Genomic DNA, 20,375 nt, shown 5'->3' on the forward strand with positions numbered 1-20,375 from the left:
TTAGAATAGTTCTTTAACCAATTTGTTACATCTGTGTCTATAATGAATGAGTTGCTCTTGGTATAAGGGATTCGTTGCTAAGTTGTTCTGTTCTGTTGGATCGTTAATAATATCAAACAACTCTTCATAGATAGGTTGTTCATTTGTTTCAATGGTTTGTTCTGGAATGTATTTATTTCGGTCGTTCGCTTTACTAAACGAACGAATGTATTTAAACTTTTTACTGCGTACACCTTCTTGTCTAGGATACCCTTGATCTGTAAATAGGTTTTCTAAAAAAATGTCTTCACGCCAATTTTCATTTTTTCCCTCTATTAAGGGTAACATACTTTTTCCTTGATAGGTTTCTGGTACATCTAAACCACACATCTCTATAATAGTAGCCGGAATATCTTGCCCTACAACCAATTCATTTACCACTTTTCCTTTTGTTTTATCCTTAAAAAATGGGGAATAGACAATCATTGGTACATGTACAGATTCATCATATAAAATGGTTTTACCGCCTAAGCCGTGTTCACCTAAAAACAAACCATTGTCGGAACAAAAGACAATAATAGTATTCTCTGCTTCACCAATTTCTTTTAAAAAGTTACGTAATTCTCCAATCATTAAGTCAATGGCGTAAACCGCACGGTCCATTTTTAGTTTGTCGTTTAACAATTTTCCTTTATTAGACGTTACATAATACTTCATTAAATCCTTTGTAGCATAAACCTCTTCAGGGAGACTAATAGCTTGTGGGTAGCCAACAGGTAATACTATTTTATGTTTAACATCGTTATATTTTGTTTTGTAATAGTCTGGATCTTCTGGTTTACTACCCATTCCACCAATACTAGATGCATGTGGAAGGTTTAAATTTATCCAAGCAGAAAAAGGCTTGTTTGGGTCTCTTTTAGTGAGTTGGTTTTTGATGGAAGGATCTGCATTTTCAAAGAAGTATTCGTAAGCATTATCTTGAGACAGAAAAGCTTTTGTAGCTTCTAATAAGCCTTCCACTTGCGTCTTATTTTTTAGATTATTAAATTGTTTGTGCTTTTTGGCAGGATAAAAGCCTAAATGGCCATTACCATAATAACTGAAATCAGTATTTTCTACTAATGGAGTGTCTTTTTTATCGCCAATTTTGGTGTGATGTTTTCCAATAAAAGCTGTAGAATATCCCGCTTTTTTTAATTGGGCTTGCCAACTGTTTTGGTAAGTTTCATCAGAAATAACATGTTTAGAAATATTGGTAAATCCTATTTTATTTCTACGTTCCCATTGTGCTGTAAAAATATTGGCTCTACTTGGTCCGCAAATAGGACTTGTAATATATGCGTTATTAAAAAAAACACCTTCTTTGGCTAACTGATCAATGTTTGGGGTTTCGGTTACCGTATCGCCTGTCATGCTTAACGAATTGAAACGTTGATCGTCTGAAAATACAAAAATGATATTCGGTTTCTTGGGTTGCTTTTGTGCAGTACATGACACGAATGAAGCGAGTATAAATAGACAATATAATAATGTTTTCATGTATCTGTTATATTTAATTTTTATTGGTCAAATGTTGCTTTTACTTAGTCAATCTCTTTGGTCATGAACCTCTAGTAAGGAAGGTTCACAATAATTTAATAAGAACTGTAATAGTCGTGTCCTGGTAGTCGTTTTGTTTTCTCCCCATAACCGAATAGATTTTGCTCTGTTTCCGATTTTGGTAACTCTATGATGCTTAAATCTGTATTTTTTAATGACTTGGACGTGATGATAACCGATTCGTCTTTCTTTAAATTTATGTTATAAAAATCATCTCCGCCCTTTTTTACAGAAATTGACTTTCCGTTGATATAAAATTGAGGGTTTTCAAAATCAACTTGAACAATACATTCATTGCCTTTTAAACTTTTTACGGTAACAAATTCTGTGTGTCCATCTATCTTTTTAGCGCTTACTAAAAAGGCGCCTTGCGTTCTGAAATTGTGAAATGCCACGTCTTTCCATTTCTTTGGACTTGCAGGAAAAACACGAATTTTTCCGCCCCAACTTTGCAACATCATATCATGTAAGCTGGTAGCAAAGGATAGGGGACTTTCAATCACAGGATTGCTTTTTCCTTCGGAATACATGGTGGTTGATGAAATATTCTTATGCTTTATGAGAAAATCTAAATAATAATACGCCTTTTCGGCATCGCCTAAATGCGCATACATGGATGAGGCTCCGGTTGCTGTATAACCTGTTACTGGCATGGCTTTAACTTTTTTACCACTATTAAACGTTACATCTAACCAATGGTCTAAGGACGTGCGTAACAATTTTTTATCCGCCTCGTTTTCTGGGGTAATTACCATTAATGGATAAAAAGCGAGTAGGTGCGAATAATGTCTATGTGGATTCGCAAAAGGTCTGTCTTTACCAACCATAAGACCATTGTCATCAATTTGAAAATCCACTAAATTATCTAATAAATGTTGCCATTCTTTTTTAAGTGGGTCGTTTATGTGATGCTGTTTATCAATAGCGATGAGTGTTTGGCAGCTCCAACGAATTAACGCTAAGGTGAAATTTATATCTTGGCCACGACCAGGTTTATATTCTGGTGACCAACTGTATTTGATATGAATTTTGCCATCTTCAGCATGTACAGGATTTTCTTTGATATAATTTAAGTAACTATTTACGGTCTTTTTTAAAATCGGAAATAATTTATCTCGCATACGACTATCATCGCCTTCAAACTGGCAATGCAACCAATAATTATTTAAAATCCATGCTAACATATCTGGTACTTTTGAACCATTGTAGGCGATGAGGTCTTGTGGCATTAAAGCAGCAACTGCAGCACTGTTTTGCCAATGATTAGGCACATTGTCTTCTAGATGTTTTGCGTATTTATCAATGTTATTGGGTAAGGATTCGCCAATAGACATTCTATTTGCAGTTAAATGGGTCCAATAGATGAGTTGCACATTTAAATCGCCCCAAACCATTGGCCAAAAGGTTCTGTTATACCAAGGTCCCATTAAATCTAAAATTGGTCCGTTTCCTCTAGACGCTGAGCCTAGTTTATACATTTGTATCCAATAGAAGGATTCTTTTTCGGCATCATTAAGGGTTAAGAAACTTAACGGGTAATAGTCATGCCACCATTTTTGATGTGTAGAAATAAAGTTATTGTCTTTAAATAGCACTTCAGCTGCTTCTAAATTTTTAGTGACAATGTCTAAAGAGTTGTGCTCTGGGAAGCTATGATGTACACTGGCTATTAATTGTTGTTTTTTGGATGCGTTGCCTGTTATTTTCCAACCTGTAGTGGTCTCTCCTCGATTATTATATAAGGGTTGGTAACAAAAATTATAACTGTGTTTTGTACTATATGTAGGTTGAGGTGCCATTTCTAAAGTTACGGCTCTCATTTTATCCCAAGTACCACCTTTTGGGCCACCACCTTTTTGTAAGACTTCGTAAACTGGAGGAATAGGCGCTTCGGCATGCCAAGTTATTTCTATAGATTCGTTTTTAGCATCTGTTTCAAAATAGATAATATCGTTAGTGCTGTGTGTAAGCGCTTTAATGTTATAATTACCTTTAGATGTCTTTATTGTACCCGTTAACTCAGCGTTCCATAAATTTAAACGCATGTTTACACTAATTATATTTCCTGTGGATTTTAACTTAAAATGACCCAATGGTAATCGACTTCGTTTAATCCAAAGCATTTCATCTGCTTTCGTTTCTGCCTCTCTATGGTCGTAATAATCGTGTCTTCCTATATGAAGAGAAATAACATTGTCCTTTTCTTCTGGACTTTGATATAATAAAAATCCAATATTTCCATTGCCAGAATATGGCGCGGTTTGCCATTTGTCTGGAACCATATCCCAAAGCATATCATGTTTTGATAAAAAAGTTTCGTATTCTACTTTGAAATCGAAAGTTTTATTCTGTGAAAATGAGTTGCTAGCAAAACAAATAAATAAATATATAAGAGTATTTTTTAGTTGTAATCTATACATTAGTTTTTAAATATGGATTTTAGGTTTATCGGAAATCTATAACAAAGATAATTTTAATGGTATAGAGACAGGTGCTCTAATCCTTCAAATTTTATCTGTAATTTTCCATTCAGACAAAAAAGCGTCCCATAATCTTAATATTCTATAGATTTTGCGGCATCTTATGAAACGAACAGATTTGAAACAAATTTTAATTAGTTGAGTTTTTTTAGTAAATGATTTGAAAATCATCTCTTAATGAAACTCATATGTTTTTTAGTGTTTACTCTTTTTTTTGCAAAAAATGTATGAAATTTGAACGGGTTTAAGCTTTAGAGTTGAGCTTCTATGCTCCAATTTGTAACTAATAATTATAACTAAGAATGAGTAAAAAGGTATTTGTTTCAGGGTGTTTTGACATGCTTCATAGTGGGCACGTGGCTTTCTTTAAAGAAGCGGCAACGTATGGTGAACTTTACGTTGGTATCGGTTCTGATGCTACTATTGAGAATTTAAAAGGTCGTAAAACTATTACTTCAGAACAAGAAAGACTTTATATGATTAACTCAATTAAATATGTTAAAGAGGTATTTGTTAATCGTGGGTCTGGTATTTTAGATTTTAAAGAAGAACTTAAGAAATTAAGTCCAGATGTATTTGTTGTTAATGAAGATGGATATTCGTCTATGAAAGAAGAATATTGTAATTCTTTAGGTATTGAATTAAAAATTTTAAGGCGTGTACCAGATGCTGATTTACCTCCACGATCTACAACGGCTATTAGAACGTCTGGTAATTGTTCGCTGCCGTACAGAATAGATTTAGCTGGTACATGGATAGATCAACCTTATGTTTCTAAGTTCTTACCAGGATGGGCAATAACCTTATCTTTAGAACCTATTATAGAGTATAATGAACGTTGTGGGATGTCTACTTCCACTAGAAATGCAGCAAAAAAAATATGGCCACATTATTTGCCATTTGATAAACCTGAAAAATTAGCAGAAATACTATTTAAATTTGAAAACACACCAGGTTCAACACTGATTTCTGGTGCGCAAGATGCAATAGGTATATGCATGCCTGGACTCGTTAGGCACTATTATGATAATGGTTATTGGCCAACGAAATTTGAGTCTATTCATTCGGAATCAGTCCTTTCGTGGTTAGAAGATCATCTACACATGGTCTTACTTTGGCCAAGAGATGAAGGATTAGATCTTCTGGAAGAAACTTATATTAATGAAGCTAATGTAAAATCACTCACAGATGCTGCAGACGCCGTATGGGAAGCCGTTTTACAAAAAGATATTAAAAAATTTGCTGAAGGGATTTTAAATTCTTTCAATGCACAGGTTAAAATGTTTCCAGCGATGGTCAACCCAAAAATTAATACTGAGATTGCAAAATACAAAGATAAAGCCTTAGCGTGGAAATTAGCTGGAGCAGGTGGTGGAGGTTACTTAATTTTAGTTTCTGAAGCACCAATTGAAGGTACAATGCGCATTAAAATTCGAAGAAAAGAAATTTTATAACTTTTTATAATACCGTTTAGTCTATAGTCTGAAAATTTAATTTTTCAAGAAACTCAAAAGATAAATTCATAGTTCGGTTAAAGATTTTATCGTTTCCTCGTTTGCGAAAATAAGACCCATTAAAAAAACCATGTCTTTTTCCATCAAAAGGTACTAATTGGCATATGTTGCCTGCTTCTGTCATTAATTTGGTAAAGCGTTCTACATTTTCAAAAGGAACGGTTGTGTCTGCTGTTCCATGAAATATAAGTGTTGGTGGTATACCTTTTACTACATGATGGTTTGGGGAAATTTCTGTTTTTCTATTTTCGCCCACTTTATCCATACCATATCCTTTTTCTGTTGTATCCGTAACAGGATTAAATAGAATTAATGCATTGGGTATAGAACTAATTTTTAAATTTTCATCTGCTTCTTCAAAATTGTTAATTATACCAGTGCATGCAGCAACATGTCCACCTGCAGAGGCACCAGAAGCTATTATTTTATTAGGATCAATTCCTAAATTGTCGGCATGTGTTCTTAAATAACGTATGGCGGATTTACCATCTGTAACACATTCAAAAGGCGAAGTTTTGTGTTTACCACGAACACGATATTCTGCTGAAATAGCCACATAACCACTATCTGCAAATACACGTGCTTGTTGATAAAATTGTTTGGTGTTGCCACCTGACCAACCACCACCAAAAAAGAAAATAATTGCAGGACGATGGTCCGTAATGAAATGACTAGAAGGTTTAAATACCTTCATTTTTAAGTCCCCTTGTACCGTTGTTTTGTAAATTAAGGTGGAATCTGGTTCAAAATTGGTTTGTGCATTTGCCGTACCAAATAACAAAATTAATACTGATATGAGTTGTATTTTTGTTGGTTTCATAGTGTTTTTAGTGATTGGCTTTATTCTTTTTGGTGCTAGATTTCCATAAAACGATTTTATTTACATCATTTTTAGAAAATTCGCCCTTGGTACTTCTTCCTGTTTTTATATCTAACTCTAATTGCTTTAAAAGTTGTGCTGCAATTTCAGGACGTTTTTCATACAAATTTTCTGTTTCTGCAGGATCATTTTCCATATCGTATAACTGTGCAATAGGCATGTCTAATGCTTGTTTTTCTCTTGGTGATGACCAACCACCAGAACCTTTTGCGAGTAGCAATTTCCATTTTCCTAAACGATACGCAAAATGACCACTAATAGAATGATGGATAACGCCAGCTCTTGTGCTATTGATGTCTTCACCATATAAAGCCGGTAAAATACTCACGCTGTCTTCTCCACTTTTACTAGGAACCGCCACATTTGTTATTTCAGAGAATGTAGCATAAATATCCGTTAAACAAATTAAAGCATCACTGGTAGAATTCGGTTTGACCTCATTAGGCCATTTTACAATAAAAGGCACACGATGCCCTCCGTCCCATAAATCGGATTTTGAACCGCGATATCCTGCGCTTACGATATGACCTTTTTTTTCTAAATCGGGTATGTTTGCCGCTTTAGATGTACCGTTATCACTGGTAAATATAACCAATGTATTTTCTGATAAGCCGTTGGCTTTTAGAGCGTCTGTTATGGCGCCGACAGTAGCATCTGTTTGCATAACAAAATCGGCATATTTACCGAGACCACTTTTACCTTGCCATTCTTTTGAAGGTACAATTGGTGTATGTGGTGACCCTAGAGGCACATATAAGAAAAATGGTTTTCCATCTTTATTTTTAGCCTGATCTGTAATATATTTAACAGATTCTCGTGTTAATCTTGGTAGCATATTAATTTCATCATCGTAGAGCATAACTTTATCGTTTACAATCACGGCTTTCATGTCTCTAGCATGATGAAATCCATGAAAATAATCAAACCCACGATGTATAGGACCATCAGGTATGGTAGAGCCAATAGGTGGTAAGTATTTTTTAGATTTTTTTGCAATAGGTGTATTTGAAATAGAATCTAGATACTGAAAGTTAAGGTGCCATTTTCCTATAATAGCTGTATGATAGCCTTGGTTTTTAAGGAAATTTGCTATTGTTGGACGGTCTTCTGTAATTAGGTTAGGGGCAAAACCTTGAACAACTCCACTTTGTAGTTTTGAACGCCAACTATAACGACCAGTCATTATGCCATAACGTGTTGGAGTGCATACTGCAGAGCCAGAATGGGCATCGGTAAATGTCATGCCTTCTTTAGTTAGTTGATCGATATGAGGTGTTTTTATTTTACTGGTTTCAGGTGCTAAACTTTGCACATCACCATAACCTAAATCATCACAGATAATAAAAACTATATTAGGTTTTGTGGATTGTTTTTGAGCGCTAGAAGACCAAGTAAAGAGGCTTAAAAGTATTAAGATTAGGTAGGCCGTATTAATTTTAAATGAATTCATATTATGAAGTTATTACCACTGTTGTTGATTTTTAGCCTTATTTTATTCTAAATGAGATGCTAAATAATTGACGGTCTGATTGATGATTTCTTCCCTAGTTGGATCTATAGGATTATCGACTTTTCTCCAATTATGACCTGCATTTTTAACAATTAGTGTGGTAACTGGAGCACCAATTTTATTGGCTTTTTCTGCCATATAGTACGCATGTTTTACAGGGATTGTAGTGTCTTTATCTCCCTGGATGAGTAATAAAGGCGCACTGTTTTTAGTTAAGTAATTGATAGGGCTCATTTCCCTGTACAAGGCTAATTGGTCTTTCTTCTTCGTATTTGGTAATAAAATTCTAGGACCAAAACGGTCTTTAAAGTTTTTGCGATCATCATGATTGAATAAACTTGTTTTTTCAAAATCACAAGGGCCATACCAAGAAACTCCCGCTACCATTTTATAATCGTTTCCTTTTAATTTAGAATCTCCTTCTAATGTTTCAGGTGCACTTAATAAGAGCATTTGAGCTATTTGTCCTCCGGCCGAATCTCCAAAACTAAAAAAGCGGTTTTTATCTATGCCTAGGTCTTCACTGTTTTTAGACAAGTAACGCAAAGCGTCTTTACTATCTATAATACAATCGCGCATTGCGGTGGTGCCGTTTTTACGCCATAACCTATAACTTACGGATACTATGCAAAATCCTTTTTCTAATAGAGCGTTATGGACAATTCTAAATGAGGCATTGGCAGCTCCGTGTCTACTGCCAGCAGCCCAACCACCTCCGTGTGTGTAAATTACTACAGGTAGTTTTTGATTTTCTTTGCGTGTTTTTGGATAATAAATGTCGAGATATAAACTGTCTTCTTTAGTTGTTTTATATAAAATGTTTAATTTTCGTTTGCCTTCTGTTTTTAAATAGGGGATTACAACATTGGTTTTATATTCCTCATAAGAGACTACATTATCGTTATTGGTATCTAATATTTTTGCATGTTTCCAGCGTCTTTTATTCTCATTTTCAATGAATTTACCATCCTTATTGGTGTCTAATTCCTTCCATTTTTTATTTATAAATGCGGTTCTATAGGCACCATTGGATACATCGTCATTAGAAATATTCTGCGAAATTCCATTTAAGAAAAATAATATAGTAAATAAAAAAGGTAATGTTTTAATGTAATGCATCATGTTTATTTGTATTAGCTATTGGGTACGTTCTATAGGCATCTCAGCAGCAACGGATTTTTGCCACTTCTTTAAATCATTCGCTAAATCCTCAGCTTTGTCAGGGTGCGTATCAATTAAATTATGCGTTTCGGACAAATCCTCCTCTAGGTTATATAAAAATGCTTTTTGTGTATCAAAACCAATAATATATTTCCATTTTCCTTTACGGATGGCTGCACCCATAGAAAGGCCTTCTCGTCTGTAATGCGGAAAGTGCCAATAAAGTGCTCTTTCCGACACGTCTTGTTTTCCTTGTAGTAAAGGCCATATACTTTCGCCCTCTAGTTCTGAATATCGACTTGTATTTTCTCCTGCTAACTCAATAAATGTTGGAAAAAAATCAACACTTGTAACTGGTGTGTTGCAAACACTTCCTGATTTTACCTTTCCTTTCCAATTTACAACTAATGGCACTCGTATTCCGCCTTCATTTAAAGTCCCCTTTATGCCTTTTAAGGGTGCGTTTCCAAAAAGACCTCCGTTATCTGAATAAAACACCACGATTGTATTTTCTAACAAATTGAGTGATTCTAATTTTGTCATTACTTTTCCGACATTCTTATCTAATTTTTCAATCATGGCAAAATACTTATTGCCGTTATATTTTTCAACGGTTTCTTTAGGAGCTACCAAAGGTTTGTGAACGGTGTATGTCGCCAAATTCAAGAAAAAAGGCGTGTCTTTGTTTTGCTCTATAAACTTCACAGCTTCATCACCCAATCTGTCGGTTAAATATTCTCCTTTAGGTCCATCAGCTATAGTTCCGTTTTTATATGGGGAAAAATAACTTGCAGGTTGCCCATAAGCACAGCCTGCGATATTTACATCAAAACCGTATTGATCTGGATGATAGGCCGCATTGACAACTCCGTTTGTTGAAGCCCTTGATCCACCTCCAGCTAAATGCCACTTACCAATATAGCCTGTGGTGTAGCCTTGTTCTTTTAATGCTTCACCGATGGTAAGCTCGGTTGAAGGTAAATGATCTAAGAAAAAGGCCTCCTTTAAATCTTTATTGTGATTTTGTTTTTTTGCATATGTTTCCATACCTATACCTGGAATATGACAGGTAACCTTAACAGCTGCCGGAGATTTCCCAGTCATTATACTTGCTCTAGTTGGGGAACAAACAGGAGCCGCAGCATAAGCATCTGTAAAGACCATTCCATTTTGGGTCAATTGATTAATATGAGGTGTTTTTAGGCCTTTTTTTAGATTTATATATTCTACGTCCGAATACCCTAAATCATCCACAACTATAAAGACAATATTCGGTTTGGTTTTGGCCTCTATGTCTTGAATAGCATGGCTTGTATTTATCGTACTTGTGGAGTTACACGATAGAAATAGCGATGCAAGAATTAAAATTTTGATATGTAGAGTATATTTAATCATAATACATTAACGGAATGCTGTGGATTAGTTTATGAAATTAAATTAAGGTTTGTAAATCTCAATTTGTTCAATGGCGTATTGGTTTTATTATCATGGCTTTTACAAAGAGGATTACAAATTTTATAATTAAAATAGAGTTATACTTATTAATCTATAATCATTTCAAAACGCTGTAAATAGGTAAGTCCTTTTTTTGCTCTAATCATATTAATTCCCCAACCTGGAATTTTAGTGTTTGGATTGCCGTTTTCTAAATGCGGTCGATATAAACCTGGTGCCATTGGTGTGTTTTCTAAATCACTTACCAAGGTTGAAAAGTGAATACCATCTGGTGCAAAATTTATGGACTCATTAAGGGACGCTAATGTAGCAATACCACCTTTTTCTTTCCAAATTAAAACTTCGTGACTTCCTTCTAATGCGAAGCCATCATTTTTTTTAAATGGGCCTTCAGGATGTTTAGCAAACGCGACATTCATTTTAGTCTGCTTTGGAGATGTTTTTAGTGCTCTACCTTTGTAATACAAAGCGATTTTATCATCTATTATTGCCATGCTGGTGTCATCTATTCTAAAGCTATCAAAATCTGAAGCTATATCACTAATTTTAAGTACAGGATTATTGGCTACTCTAATAAAAGGACCATCAGGACTGTCCGAAACCGCCAATCCTATTGCTGTAATATCTGTGGTTCTATTGGCTTCAAATATATCTCCTTGGATTCCTGAAGTAGGTTTTACACCTGTATAATACAGATAATATTTGCCTTTATATACTAAGATATTTGGGGTAAATACAGAATGATTATCAAATTCCCCTTCTTGTCCTAAGCCAAGTGCTTCTCCTTGTTCGGTCCATGTATATCCTTCATCTTTTGAGGTGGCATACCAAATGGTTCCCCAATAACCAGATGTTTGCGGACTATCCATACGTGTGTACCACACATAATATGTGTCATCTACCTTTATGATATCGCTATTGTCACGTCTATTGTACGTTACATCTTTACCGATACCCTTAACTTCTTCGTACTTGAATTTTACTGTTTTCCAATCGGGATTATTATCTTGTTCTGTTACGACTTTAGAGGTGCCTATAACTTTAGTATTTTGAATTGATTTCCACGAAATTAGAAAAGTAGACACAGTAATTAATAGCCCTAAACTTAGTTTTATTTTATTCATCTAAATATTTTTAATTTTTAAAAGCAGTTTCTATTTCAGAGATTGAAACACCTAAAACCTTTTTTGAAATTTTAGATAGTTCTGTTAGTGTACCTTCAAAATGACAGGTCATTTGAATATGAGTACCTCGTTCACCTACTTTTAAATTTAAAGCTGGAGACGATGTTTCTAGCTCATAAAAGGGACCTAATGGTTTTTCTCCTGGAGCGGGTTCGCCATCGTTATAAGAATTTACAACATCACCTAAATATGGTTCTTTTTGAAACTCCCATTTAGAATTTACGTAATCTAAAATAGCATTAGGTTGATTGTATTTTAATATTGTCAATGTTTGACTTGAGGCATCGTACGACCCTAAAACATTTTTAGCGCGTTTTGGTGATAAGCCAATTTTACTTCTGAATTTGCCATCACCACTAAAGTATATTACATCGTCTTTAATTATTAAACGTTCAGTTGGCACTTTTCCAAAATAGTCGTCGTTTACAGGGACACCTAAAGTTGCCTCTTCACCAGAGTTATACGGAATAACAATAGTGGTGTCTGGTGAAGGATTAAACATTCCCAATAACCAAATAGATAATAATCCTGTTTCTTTTACCCAATCGGCATCTCCAATGTTGGTTAATGAATTAATAGTTTCGTATGCTACAACATTAATGCCTGGCATGGCGTCTAAACCAAATTCTTTTAAAACATGTGGTGTTTCTAATATTTTAATTTCGCGCTCTATGTTGAAATCAAATTTAAAACCCGAATAATTAGTTAAGGTAGCTTTTTTAGAGAAGGTTACTTTATGATTTGAGGATGCCTCTACATCAAATGATTCTAAATCGATGAGTTTTGGGGTGTACCAATTCTCTAAAGTAAAGTCAGTTCCTTTTTTAAAGAATATGGAATATTGACCACCTTCGGGTCCTAACCAAAAGCGTTCTTCGCCTCCGTAAACATTGATATGTTCTAGGGTGTCTTTAGCACTAAATAGTTCTCGATTTATCCAACCGTAGCTTCTTCCTTTTTCACCTTTTGAACTGGTTGTCATTACTCTACCTTGTAAGGCAGGGGAAATAGCAACTTTACTATTGCCTGTAGCATCACTTAGTTCTATAATTTCGGTATGTTTTTTTAGAAAAGAAAGGTCTTCTCCATAGGTATGAAAAGGGGACGTTTCTAATGTTTTCTCAATGCTATTTACTTCTTTTTTGTCCATATTATGTTTACAACTGGTTGTTAGTATCCCTAAACTAATAAGGGGAATGACTAAAAACTTCATTTGTGTTTGTTTTACTTTCATTTATGATTTAAAGTTATCTAGTACATCTACTAATTATAATGTGTTATTAGCATATTGTACTGTTTATTCGGGTCTAATCCACATGCAATGACCTCCACCAGGTGCCATTATAGCTTTAACATGTTTTCCATAATTAATTTTTTCTGTTCTTATTTGGTAAGCCTCTGGGTTTTTCATTCCATGCGTTTCTGAGGTATCTTCATAGTAGGTGATGAGATAGGTTTTATCTTTTTTTAGAAAATCTAATTTTATATCTAAAGTTCTTGCCTCTGTATTGGTAACTGAGCCAATAAACCATGATTCGCCATGTCTTCTTGCTGTAGAAATATATGTATTCATTTTACTGTCTAAAACGATACTTTCATCCCATTGTCCCACTGGCATATTTTGGATAAACTCAAATAAATCTGCTTTTTTATTATAAGCTTCAGGGGCATCTGGTATACACACAAAACCACTATAAATAATTAATGTTCTTGCAACTTCTGAAGTTACTGTTGAGAAATATGTATTAGGCTTTCTTGGTCCTTTGAGTCTAGAACCGCTATTAATACCTGTAATGTCAAAATTGCCATTGGTCATATCTAAAGGTCCTTGAATGGCATTAATTAAAGCCATCTTTATAAAAGCTTCTGGGGTAAATGCTTTCCTGGCATCTTGTTGAGCATGGCAATATTCTTTTGTAATGGCATTTGGAAATGTTCTTTCTATGCCTGTAAATGGCACTGGGTTATCATGAAAGTTTATTAACAAATGACTTTCGGCACTTCTTTGGATGGCTTCTTTAGAAAAAGGTACATTATCTTTCATAAAACCATACTTAATGCCACTCATTCCCATAGATTCGTAGTAAGGGAATAATTTTTCATCACCAAAATTTCCTTTACGCCTATCGTAGTACAACATTATTTTTACACCGTTTTCTTTGGCATAAGACGACACTTTTTCCATATCCAAATCTTCAGAAACTTCAAAGTGTCCAGTGCTAACTTTTGTTCTCCAACTAGCATCTATTAAGAAGTATTCAATGCCTTTGTCAGCAGCAAAATCAATAAACCGAATGTAGCTCTCTGTATTTGTTCCATAAACAAAGCCATCTTCTGTTTTATAACCATGGACTCTCCAATCCCATAGTGATTTACCTGGTTGTACCCAAGAATCATCTTTTAATTGTGACGGTGTGGCTAAATTAAGAGGGACTGTATTGGTTAATAAATCGCCAATTTTATTATTGATTAAAATAACTCTCCAAGGCGTGCTGGTATGGTTTCCTGTTAGTTGAGTTTTATTTATAGCTGTTAGTGTTTTTTCTTCTGTATTATATTCAAAATTTATGACTCCAAACTCTGGTGCTACATATAAATCGGATTCTAAAAAGGATAAAAAGATGTTTTCAGGTTGTTCTACAACAACAGGTACTAATAATTTAAGGTCTTTTTTAGAGTTTACTATTTCACTAGAAGATAAAGGACCATAAGGTTCACTTTCTCCGTTTGCACTGTAAAACAAATTGGATTCGTTCAATTTATATTCACAAGAGAAAATGGCTGCTTCTCCAGGGGTATAATCCTTTATTTCGTATCTAAGTCCGATACCATTATCAAAGACACGAACATATAATTTTGCAGATATGCCTTCAATATTTAGATTAAGAACAAGTTCGTTATAATGATTACGAATGTTACTAAACTGACCCCAAACAGGTTGCCAAGTTTCATTTTTTGAGTTTATAGTAGAACCCGTTATTTCAGTCTTTTGATGTGGTAAAATTGATAGTTTAGAAGGATTTACAAGGGGGTTACCTTCTTTTAAAAGTGTATATAATATGGTGCTATTTCTATGTAATAATTCTACAGAAATGTTTCCGTTGGGTGAACTTACCGTATAATTTGAATTTTTTTGGGCTGAAGCATTGATACTAACCGTAAAAAAGATAAAGATTAAAAGTGTAGATTTTATCATTGCTAATTTCACCATTTGGTTCATTGTTATATATAATAGTACGAGTTGATACCATTTCAAAATTAACTGAACACAATGGTAATGGCTTTCTCATTTCAACCATTCCTTTGCTAAGACTATGGTTATTTAGGGTTTTTAATTATGAACTAATAATATTAACATGGAATGCCACTACGCATTATGGCATAAGTAGTCTTGATTCACAAATAAACTTTGAAGACGGAACGATTAGGGATACATAGAAATAGCTTTCTTTACCTAAAATATCGCTTGTCAATATCTAATTTAATAGAGTCTGTTTGTATATTTTTTTAGCGAATTAGTTTTTGAAATAATAAAATACTTCTTCTTTTTGTTCCCTCCAAACCTTAATAACATGTTTACCTTTACTCATGGCGTGTATACGTCTAAGAAAGACATGTTCACTAGTAATGTCTTTATCATCAATTTGTAATACGACATCATCTACTTTAAATCCTATTTTAGCCAAACCACTACCATTGGGTACTGATATAAGTAAAGCACCGAATTTTCGAAACATTCCTGTTGCCGTTAATTCTGCTTCAGTTTTTAAGGTTTTAACTTTTCCACCCATTATTTTTTGAAATTTTGTATTCACAAAAGCATTAGGACTTTGTTTTTCTGGAAGGCGAATGGATGGCTTCAGTGCTAATTTTTTTAATTTATTTGAAGTAATTCCAAAATTAGTCATGTCGAAGTTTCTAAAGCCTAATTTTAGTGCATCTGATTTTTTTAAAACAGAAAAGTCTGCTGATTCAGGGGCTTTAAAGTATACATTTCCATACAAGCTTTCGGCATCGTCTTTTGTTTGTGTTTGTGCACCATAGGCAGGCTCAGTGTTTATAGCATTAGGGTTGTGAACAAAATTGTAATTTCTACTACCTCCCCAAAGCGTTGGGTTACTAGCTTTATACACTGTACTTCCCCATAGAATATTTCTTTCAAAAACATCATAGGTTGGTTTTGGGTAAGGTACATTACAAGTATATCCTTTTGAAAGTATAACATTGTTGGTAACAATTCTGTGGTATCCTTCTCTAGTCTTGATGCCTCCTGATAAACATAGATTGTTGTATATTTCGTAGTTAGTAGAACCATCATCTAGATCAATATCCCAGCCATGATCACATTGCATTCTGTTGTTTCTGAGGGTGGTTGTTTGGTAAGCATCCCATAACGGTAGGTTAGGGTATTTGTCTAATTGATGACTAATAAGAGCTTTTCCGTTATCATCTCTTAAGTTAGGTCCAGAGGGACTACTACGATACCAATAACGATCTCTACCCCAAGAGTTAAACGCACCATGATCGTGTGTTTCTAATACGGTTTCAAAACAATCATTATATTCAATCAAATGTCCACCCCAAGTTCCATCACAAATATTAATTGCTGCTCTTGGTGTATGACTAATGGTGTTATGTCTAAGCGTAATTCTAGAAGACATAGAAATGTTAATTCCTGAAGCTTGTTTTTCAAAACGACCACAACGCATCATTAAATTTCCTTCTACAAGACAATCTGCTGGATAGTCCATTGATTTTGGACCTATAATAGTATCTATTTTATCTACAGGAATAGAAAGGTGGTTAAAATTAAATAAAGGATTACGTACAGCTGCAAATGAACCTACAAAGTTGACATCTGTAGAACCATTGTCTAAAAATAAATTTTCTTTGATGGTAATGTTTCGGTTGTAACTATCTATAAAAACAGCATTACCTCCTAATTTTTGAAAGGAACAATTTTGAATGACAATATTTTCCGCGCCACGAATATGGATAGCTCCTCCACGGTACACACACCAATCACTTCGTAATAATGGTTCCATAGTTTCAATTAAAGTACGGTCTGTACCCGTAAAATAAAGATCTCTAAATTGGATGTTTTTAACAGGTTTAACGGTCTCGTAATTTTTAACAATAGTTTCTTTAAGTCCATTACCACTTTTAAGAATAGCCATTTCTTGTACAGGTTGTTTGTAGTTACCATAAACCTGAATTAGATGTTTTAATTGTAGTACGGCTTCCACTTTTACATGATTTAATTGCACTCCTTTCTCTGGCATATAATACAACCAACCCTCTTTTGTATTGTGATACCATTCTCCGGCAGCATCTAATTCCTCAAAAACATTCTCTATCATGCGATATTCTTTGTGAGGTGGTGCAAATCGATTATTTTGCCAACCACCTTTATAGATAAGTTTACCATCTTTATCTTTTCCAGAAACGAAATAATGTTGACTTCCCCAAAGTCCTCTATGCATTCCGTTTAGAATGGCTCCTTCTGGGTTTTTCCATTCTCTTGCTTTTTCTTGACTCCAAGCATCAGGCGCACAGCCTGTAAAAGGAACTGTTCCTGCTTTTTTACCTTCAAAAGAATTATTGTTGGTTACAAATCCTGCGTTAAAATTTGGGTATCTAGCCATGTGCTGTCTTTCTTCATTTACAAATAATTGATCTATGGCGTTTAGGTTTTTAACCTGCGTTCGGTAGATACCGTCTTTATATATTTCCCATTTTGAAGTTATAAGTTGTGCTCCAGTAATGGTTACTTTTTCGTTCTTAGCAGCACGGTAAATCACTGGAAACGCTTCACTACCACTATCGTCTATAGAAATGTTTAAAGGAGTCGTTAATCTGTAAGTACCTTGATGAATAATAATAGAGCAAGGTTCTTTACCAATACGGCCACTAGCTTTTAATTTATCTATAGCAGTTTGAATAGTACGTACTGGTTGTGCTTCTGTTCCTTTGTTTGTGTCAGACCCATGGACAGCTACATGAATATCAATTGCGTACACCGAGTTCATACACAACAGTATTGCAAGTAAATTTTTAGTTAGTTTAAAGATCATATCATACGTTTAACTTACTATTCTATAATTCTTGTTTGTATTGAAAATAATTATTGATTTGGCCAATTCAATACTTCCCCTTTTTTTAAATGAATTACAGCACTGAGTTGGTGACCATCATAAATTCTGAAAGAACTGTCTGTATTTGCAGTAACACTTGCGGTTACAAGTTGCATATTTTGCCATTCTAGATCTACAACGAGTCCACCTCTGGCTCTAAGACCTTCAACTTTACCCTGAGGCCAGGCAGAAGGTAATGCCGGTAATAAATGAAGAATGTAGGGTGCTGTTGTCAAATCTTTAGAGGGTACAACAGGAAGGAAGTGATTTGAATTTTTAGAATCAACTTTATACGCAACATAAGCAGCCTCTTCTATCGTTGTGGCTTTATTGTTTACACTTCTTAAATGACTTTGTAATAACATTTCACAAACTCCTGCAGCACCACCAAAGTTGCCATCGATTTGGAATGGAGGATGAAAATCAAACAAGTTGTTATAGGCACGTTGCGACGTTAAGTACTCATAAAATTGGTGTGATTTATCTCCATTGTGTAATCTGGCCCAAAAACAAGTTTTCCAACCTGTGCTCCAGCCAGTAGATTCGTCACCTCTATGATCCATAGTGACCAAAGCTGCTTTGGTAATTTCTTTAGTCGTTATGGGTGAAAAATCACGACCAGGATGCAAGGCTATTAAATGAGAAATATGTCTGTGTTTGTTTTTGGGGTGGTCCCAATCTTCTGGCCATTCTTGTAGCTGACCGTATTGCCCTATTTTTTGAGGTGAGAGTTTCGGAATCAGTTCCTTTAATTGCTTTCTGAATTTTTTATCAATACCTAATTTTTCAGCAGCTTCAATACAATCTGTAAAAAGGTTGAGTATTAATTGTTGATCCCATGAAGCACCATAGGCTTGCTTATTATTTTTACCTCCTATTTTTTTTAAGTAACCATTTTCAGGTGACCAAGTAGGGTAGACCACCAAAGTTCCATCTTTCCAAGGAGCGAGAAATTCTGTATAAAATTCGGCAGCCCCTTTTAGAATAGGATATATTTCTTTAAGGTACTCAATGTCTTGATTAAATGCATAATGCTCAAAAAGGTTTTGAGTAAGCCACGCGCCAGATTGTTGTATTCTTCTGCCATGATCCATTGGTGCTGTAATTCCATAGGCATTTGTAATATGACTCACACTCCATCCTTTATTTATGCCATATGTTTCTTTAGCTGTATGTTGTCCGGATTCTGCTATAATTTTTGATAAACTAAGGTAAGGGGAAAAAGAACCGGGAAGATTGGCTGTTTCTACCATCCAGTAGTTCATCGCTAAATTAATATCTAAATGATAATCGCTATTCCATATCGGTCTAATGTAAGGGTTCCAAAGTCCTTGTAAGTTAGAAGGTACTGGAGCTGTACGAGAACATGCCGTTTGTAAATATCTGGCGTAATTAAAATATAAATTCTCTAACTCTATGCTTCCGCCCTTGGCTAGTAATTCATCTGTAGGCAGACCAGATAGTTGTGGCTGTAAATCTAGTTGACATGCTTGTTCTAAATGACTGTAATCATTAATATGATCTTGTTTTACTTTTAAATACCCATCGGAAACCGCTTTATCCATAGTGTTTTTGGTATCTGCAACATGATCTCGTCCTTTAAAGTTAGGGTAGGACGGTAGGTAGTCTGTATAACCCGTTAAATAAATATACGCCACATTAGTATTAGAAATGTGGAGGGCGTTATTTCTATTTTCAACCTTTCCTTTACCAGCATCGACATAAATGGTTTGAGAAAAATAACTTTCGCCGTTGGCAAGTGAAACTTCACCTATAAGATCAATTTTATTATTAGCGACATTTAGTTTTTTAACCTTGTGAGCTGTTGTGGTGTTTATGTTTAAATCTAACATCCCGTTTTCAGCGGTGTATTTCATTACAATAACATCATTTGGATGGCTACAAAAATACGTTCTGGTGTATTTGGTATTTTCTATAGTGTAGCTTACGCGGGCAATGGCTTCTTTGAGATTGAGCTCTCTTTGATAATTTTCAATTTCCTCTGGTTTATGTCCTGTTTTGATATTTACATTTGTAAAGCTAGTGTAGTTGCCTAATTTTAATGGACTCGTTAAATACTTAGTGCCCATAGCTTCCATACTGCCTTCTTGATTGCCATATTTTCCTGTTCTATAGGCCTCTCTAACTTTTTCTAGATGTTTTCCGCCGTCAATTCTAGTTCCAGATTGTGCCACTTCATCTAAACCTCTCGTAGATTTTGCCCATAATGTAATTTCATTTATTACGAATAATTCATGGTCTATGCCACCAGAAAACATCGCTCCTAATCTACCGTTTCCAATCGGTAGGGCAGTTTGTAAAAAACCACTTTCGCGTGTTCCTTTTCTGATGAGATCGCTTTTGGCAGGGGTTTTATAAAAGAGTTTATCTTGAGCTTTAATCGTATTGATGATTAAAGCCAAAAAGGAAAAAAGAACAATTTTTTTTAAGGTCATCATTTTATTGAGTTAACATG

The 20,375-nt window shown here is 34.7% G+C and carries 12 protein-coding genes; 1 reads left to right on the forward strand and 11 read right to left on the reverse strand.

The features are described from left to right. Together HNV08_RS11575 and HNV08_RS11580 are read right to left on the reverse strand one after the other, a co-directional pair. On the reverse strand, positions 1 to 1,521 hold the full coding sequence (locus HNV08_RS11575) for a sulfatase-like hydrolase/transferase (protein WP_173281492.1): 1,521 nt from the start codon (positions 1,519 to 1,521) through the stop codon (positions 1 to 3). Between the two features lie 95 nt (positions 1,522 to 1,616). Beyond that, positions 1,617 to 4,001 carry a glycosyl hydrolase family 95 catalytic domain-containing protein gene (locus tag HNV08_RS11580; RefSeq protein WP_173281493.1) on the reverse strand — a complete coding sequence of 795 codons (2,385 nt, stop codon included), beginning with the start codon at positions 3,999 to 4,001 and terminating at the stop codon, positions 1,617 to 1,619. Positions 4,002 to 4,363: 362 nt separating this feature from the next. Here HNV08_RS11580 and HNV08_RS11585 point away from each other — a divergent pair, with 362 nt between their 5' ends. Continuing rightward, complete coding sequence (locus tag HNV08_RS11585; protein WP_173281494.1) at positions 4,364 to 5,515, forward strand: adenylyltransferase/cytidyltransferase family protein; 1,152 nt, start codon at positions 4,364 to 4,366, stop codon at positions 5,513 to 5,515. A 16-nt stretch (positions 5,516 to 5,531) separates the two neighbouring features. Here the strand turns inward: HNV08_RS11585 and HNV08_RS11590 are convergent, their stop codons facing one another. The 9 genes from HNV08_RS11590 to HNV08_RS11630 form a co-directional block, all read right to left on the reverse strand. Then, the gene (locus HNV08_RS11590; RefSeq protein ID WP_173281495.1) at positions 5,532 to 6,395 is read right to left on the reverse strand and encodes an alpha/beta hydrolase; all 864 of its coding nucleotides are present in this window, start codon (positions 6,393 to 6,395) and stop codon (positions 5,532 to 5,534) included. Between the two features lie 7 nt (positions 6,396 to 6,402). Beyond that, positions 6,403 to 7,905, reverse strand: coding sequence for a sulfatase family protein (locus HNV08_RS11595; protein WP_173281496.1), 1,503 nt, complete (start codon positions 7,903 to 7,905; stop codon positions 6,403 to 6,405). Between the two features lie 42 nt (positions 7,906 to 7,947). Further along, entirely contained in the window at positions 7,948 to 9,087 is a 1,140-nt protein-coding gene (locus tag HNV08_RS11600; RefSeq protein WP_206677686.1) for an alpha/beta hydrolase, read from the reverse strand. Between the two features lie 15 nt (positions 9,088 to 9,102). Further along, positions 9,103 to 10,521 (reverse strand): sulfatase, encoded by a 1,419-nt coding sequence (locus tag HNV08_RS11605; RefSeq protein WP_173281497.1) that lies wholly within the window; start codon positions 10,519 to 10,521, stop codon positions 9,103 to 9,105. Positions 10,522 to 10,667: 146 nt separating this feature from the next. Then, positions 10,668 to 11,705 (reverse strand): family 43 glycosylhydrolase, encoded by a 1,038-nt coding sequence (locus HNV08_RS11610; protein ID WP_173281498.1) that lies wholly within the window; start codon positions 11,703 to 11,705, stop codon positions 10,668 to 10,670. Positions 11,706 to 11,715: 10 nt separating this feature from the next. Beyond that, entirely contained in the window at positions 11,716 to 12,978 is a 1,263-nt protein-coding gene (locus tag HNV08_RS11615; RefSeq protein ID WP_206677687.1) for a DUF6786 family protein, read from the reverse strand. Positions 12,979 to 13,062: 84 nt separating this feature from the next. Beyond that, positions 13,063 to 14,976 (reverse strand): glycoside hydrolase family 97 protein, encoded by a 1,914-nt coding sequence (locus tag HNV08_RS11620; RefSeq protein WP_206677688.1) that lies wholly within the window; start codon positions 14,974 to 14,976, stop codon positions 13,063 to 13,065. A 304-nt stretch (positions 14,977 to 15,280) separates the two neighbouring features. Then, the gene (locus HNV08_RS11625; protein WP_173281499.1) at positions 15,281 to 17,794 is read right to left on the reverse strand and encodes a right-handed parallel beta-helix repeat-containing protein; all 2,514 of its coding nucleotides are present in this window, start codon (positions 17,792 to 17,794) and stop codon (positions 15,281 to 15,283) included. Positions 17,795 to 17,889: 95 nt separating this feature from the next. Next, on the reverse strand, positions 17,890 to 20,358 hold the full coding sequence (locus HNV08_RS11630; RefSeq protein WP_173281500.1) for a glycoside hydrolase family 95 protein: 2,469 nt from the start codon (positions 20,356 to 20,358) through the stop codon (positions 17,890 to 17,892). Positions 20,359 to 20,375 lie beyond the last annotated feature (17 nt).

The sequence above is a fragment of the Winogradskyella eckloniae genome (assembly GCF_013249045.1).
In the GTDB taxonomy this organism is placed as follows: domain Bacteria; phylum Bacteroidota; class Bacteroidia; order Flavobacteriales; family Flavobacteriaceae; genus Winogradskyella; species Winogradskyella eckloniae.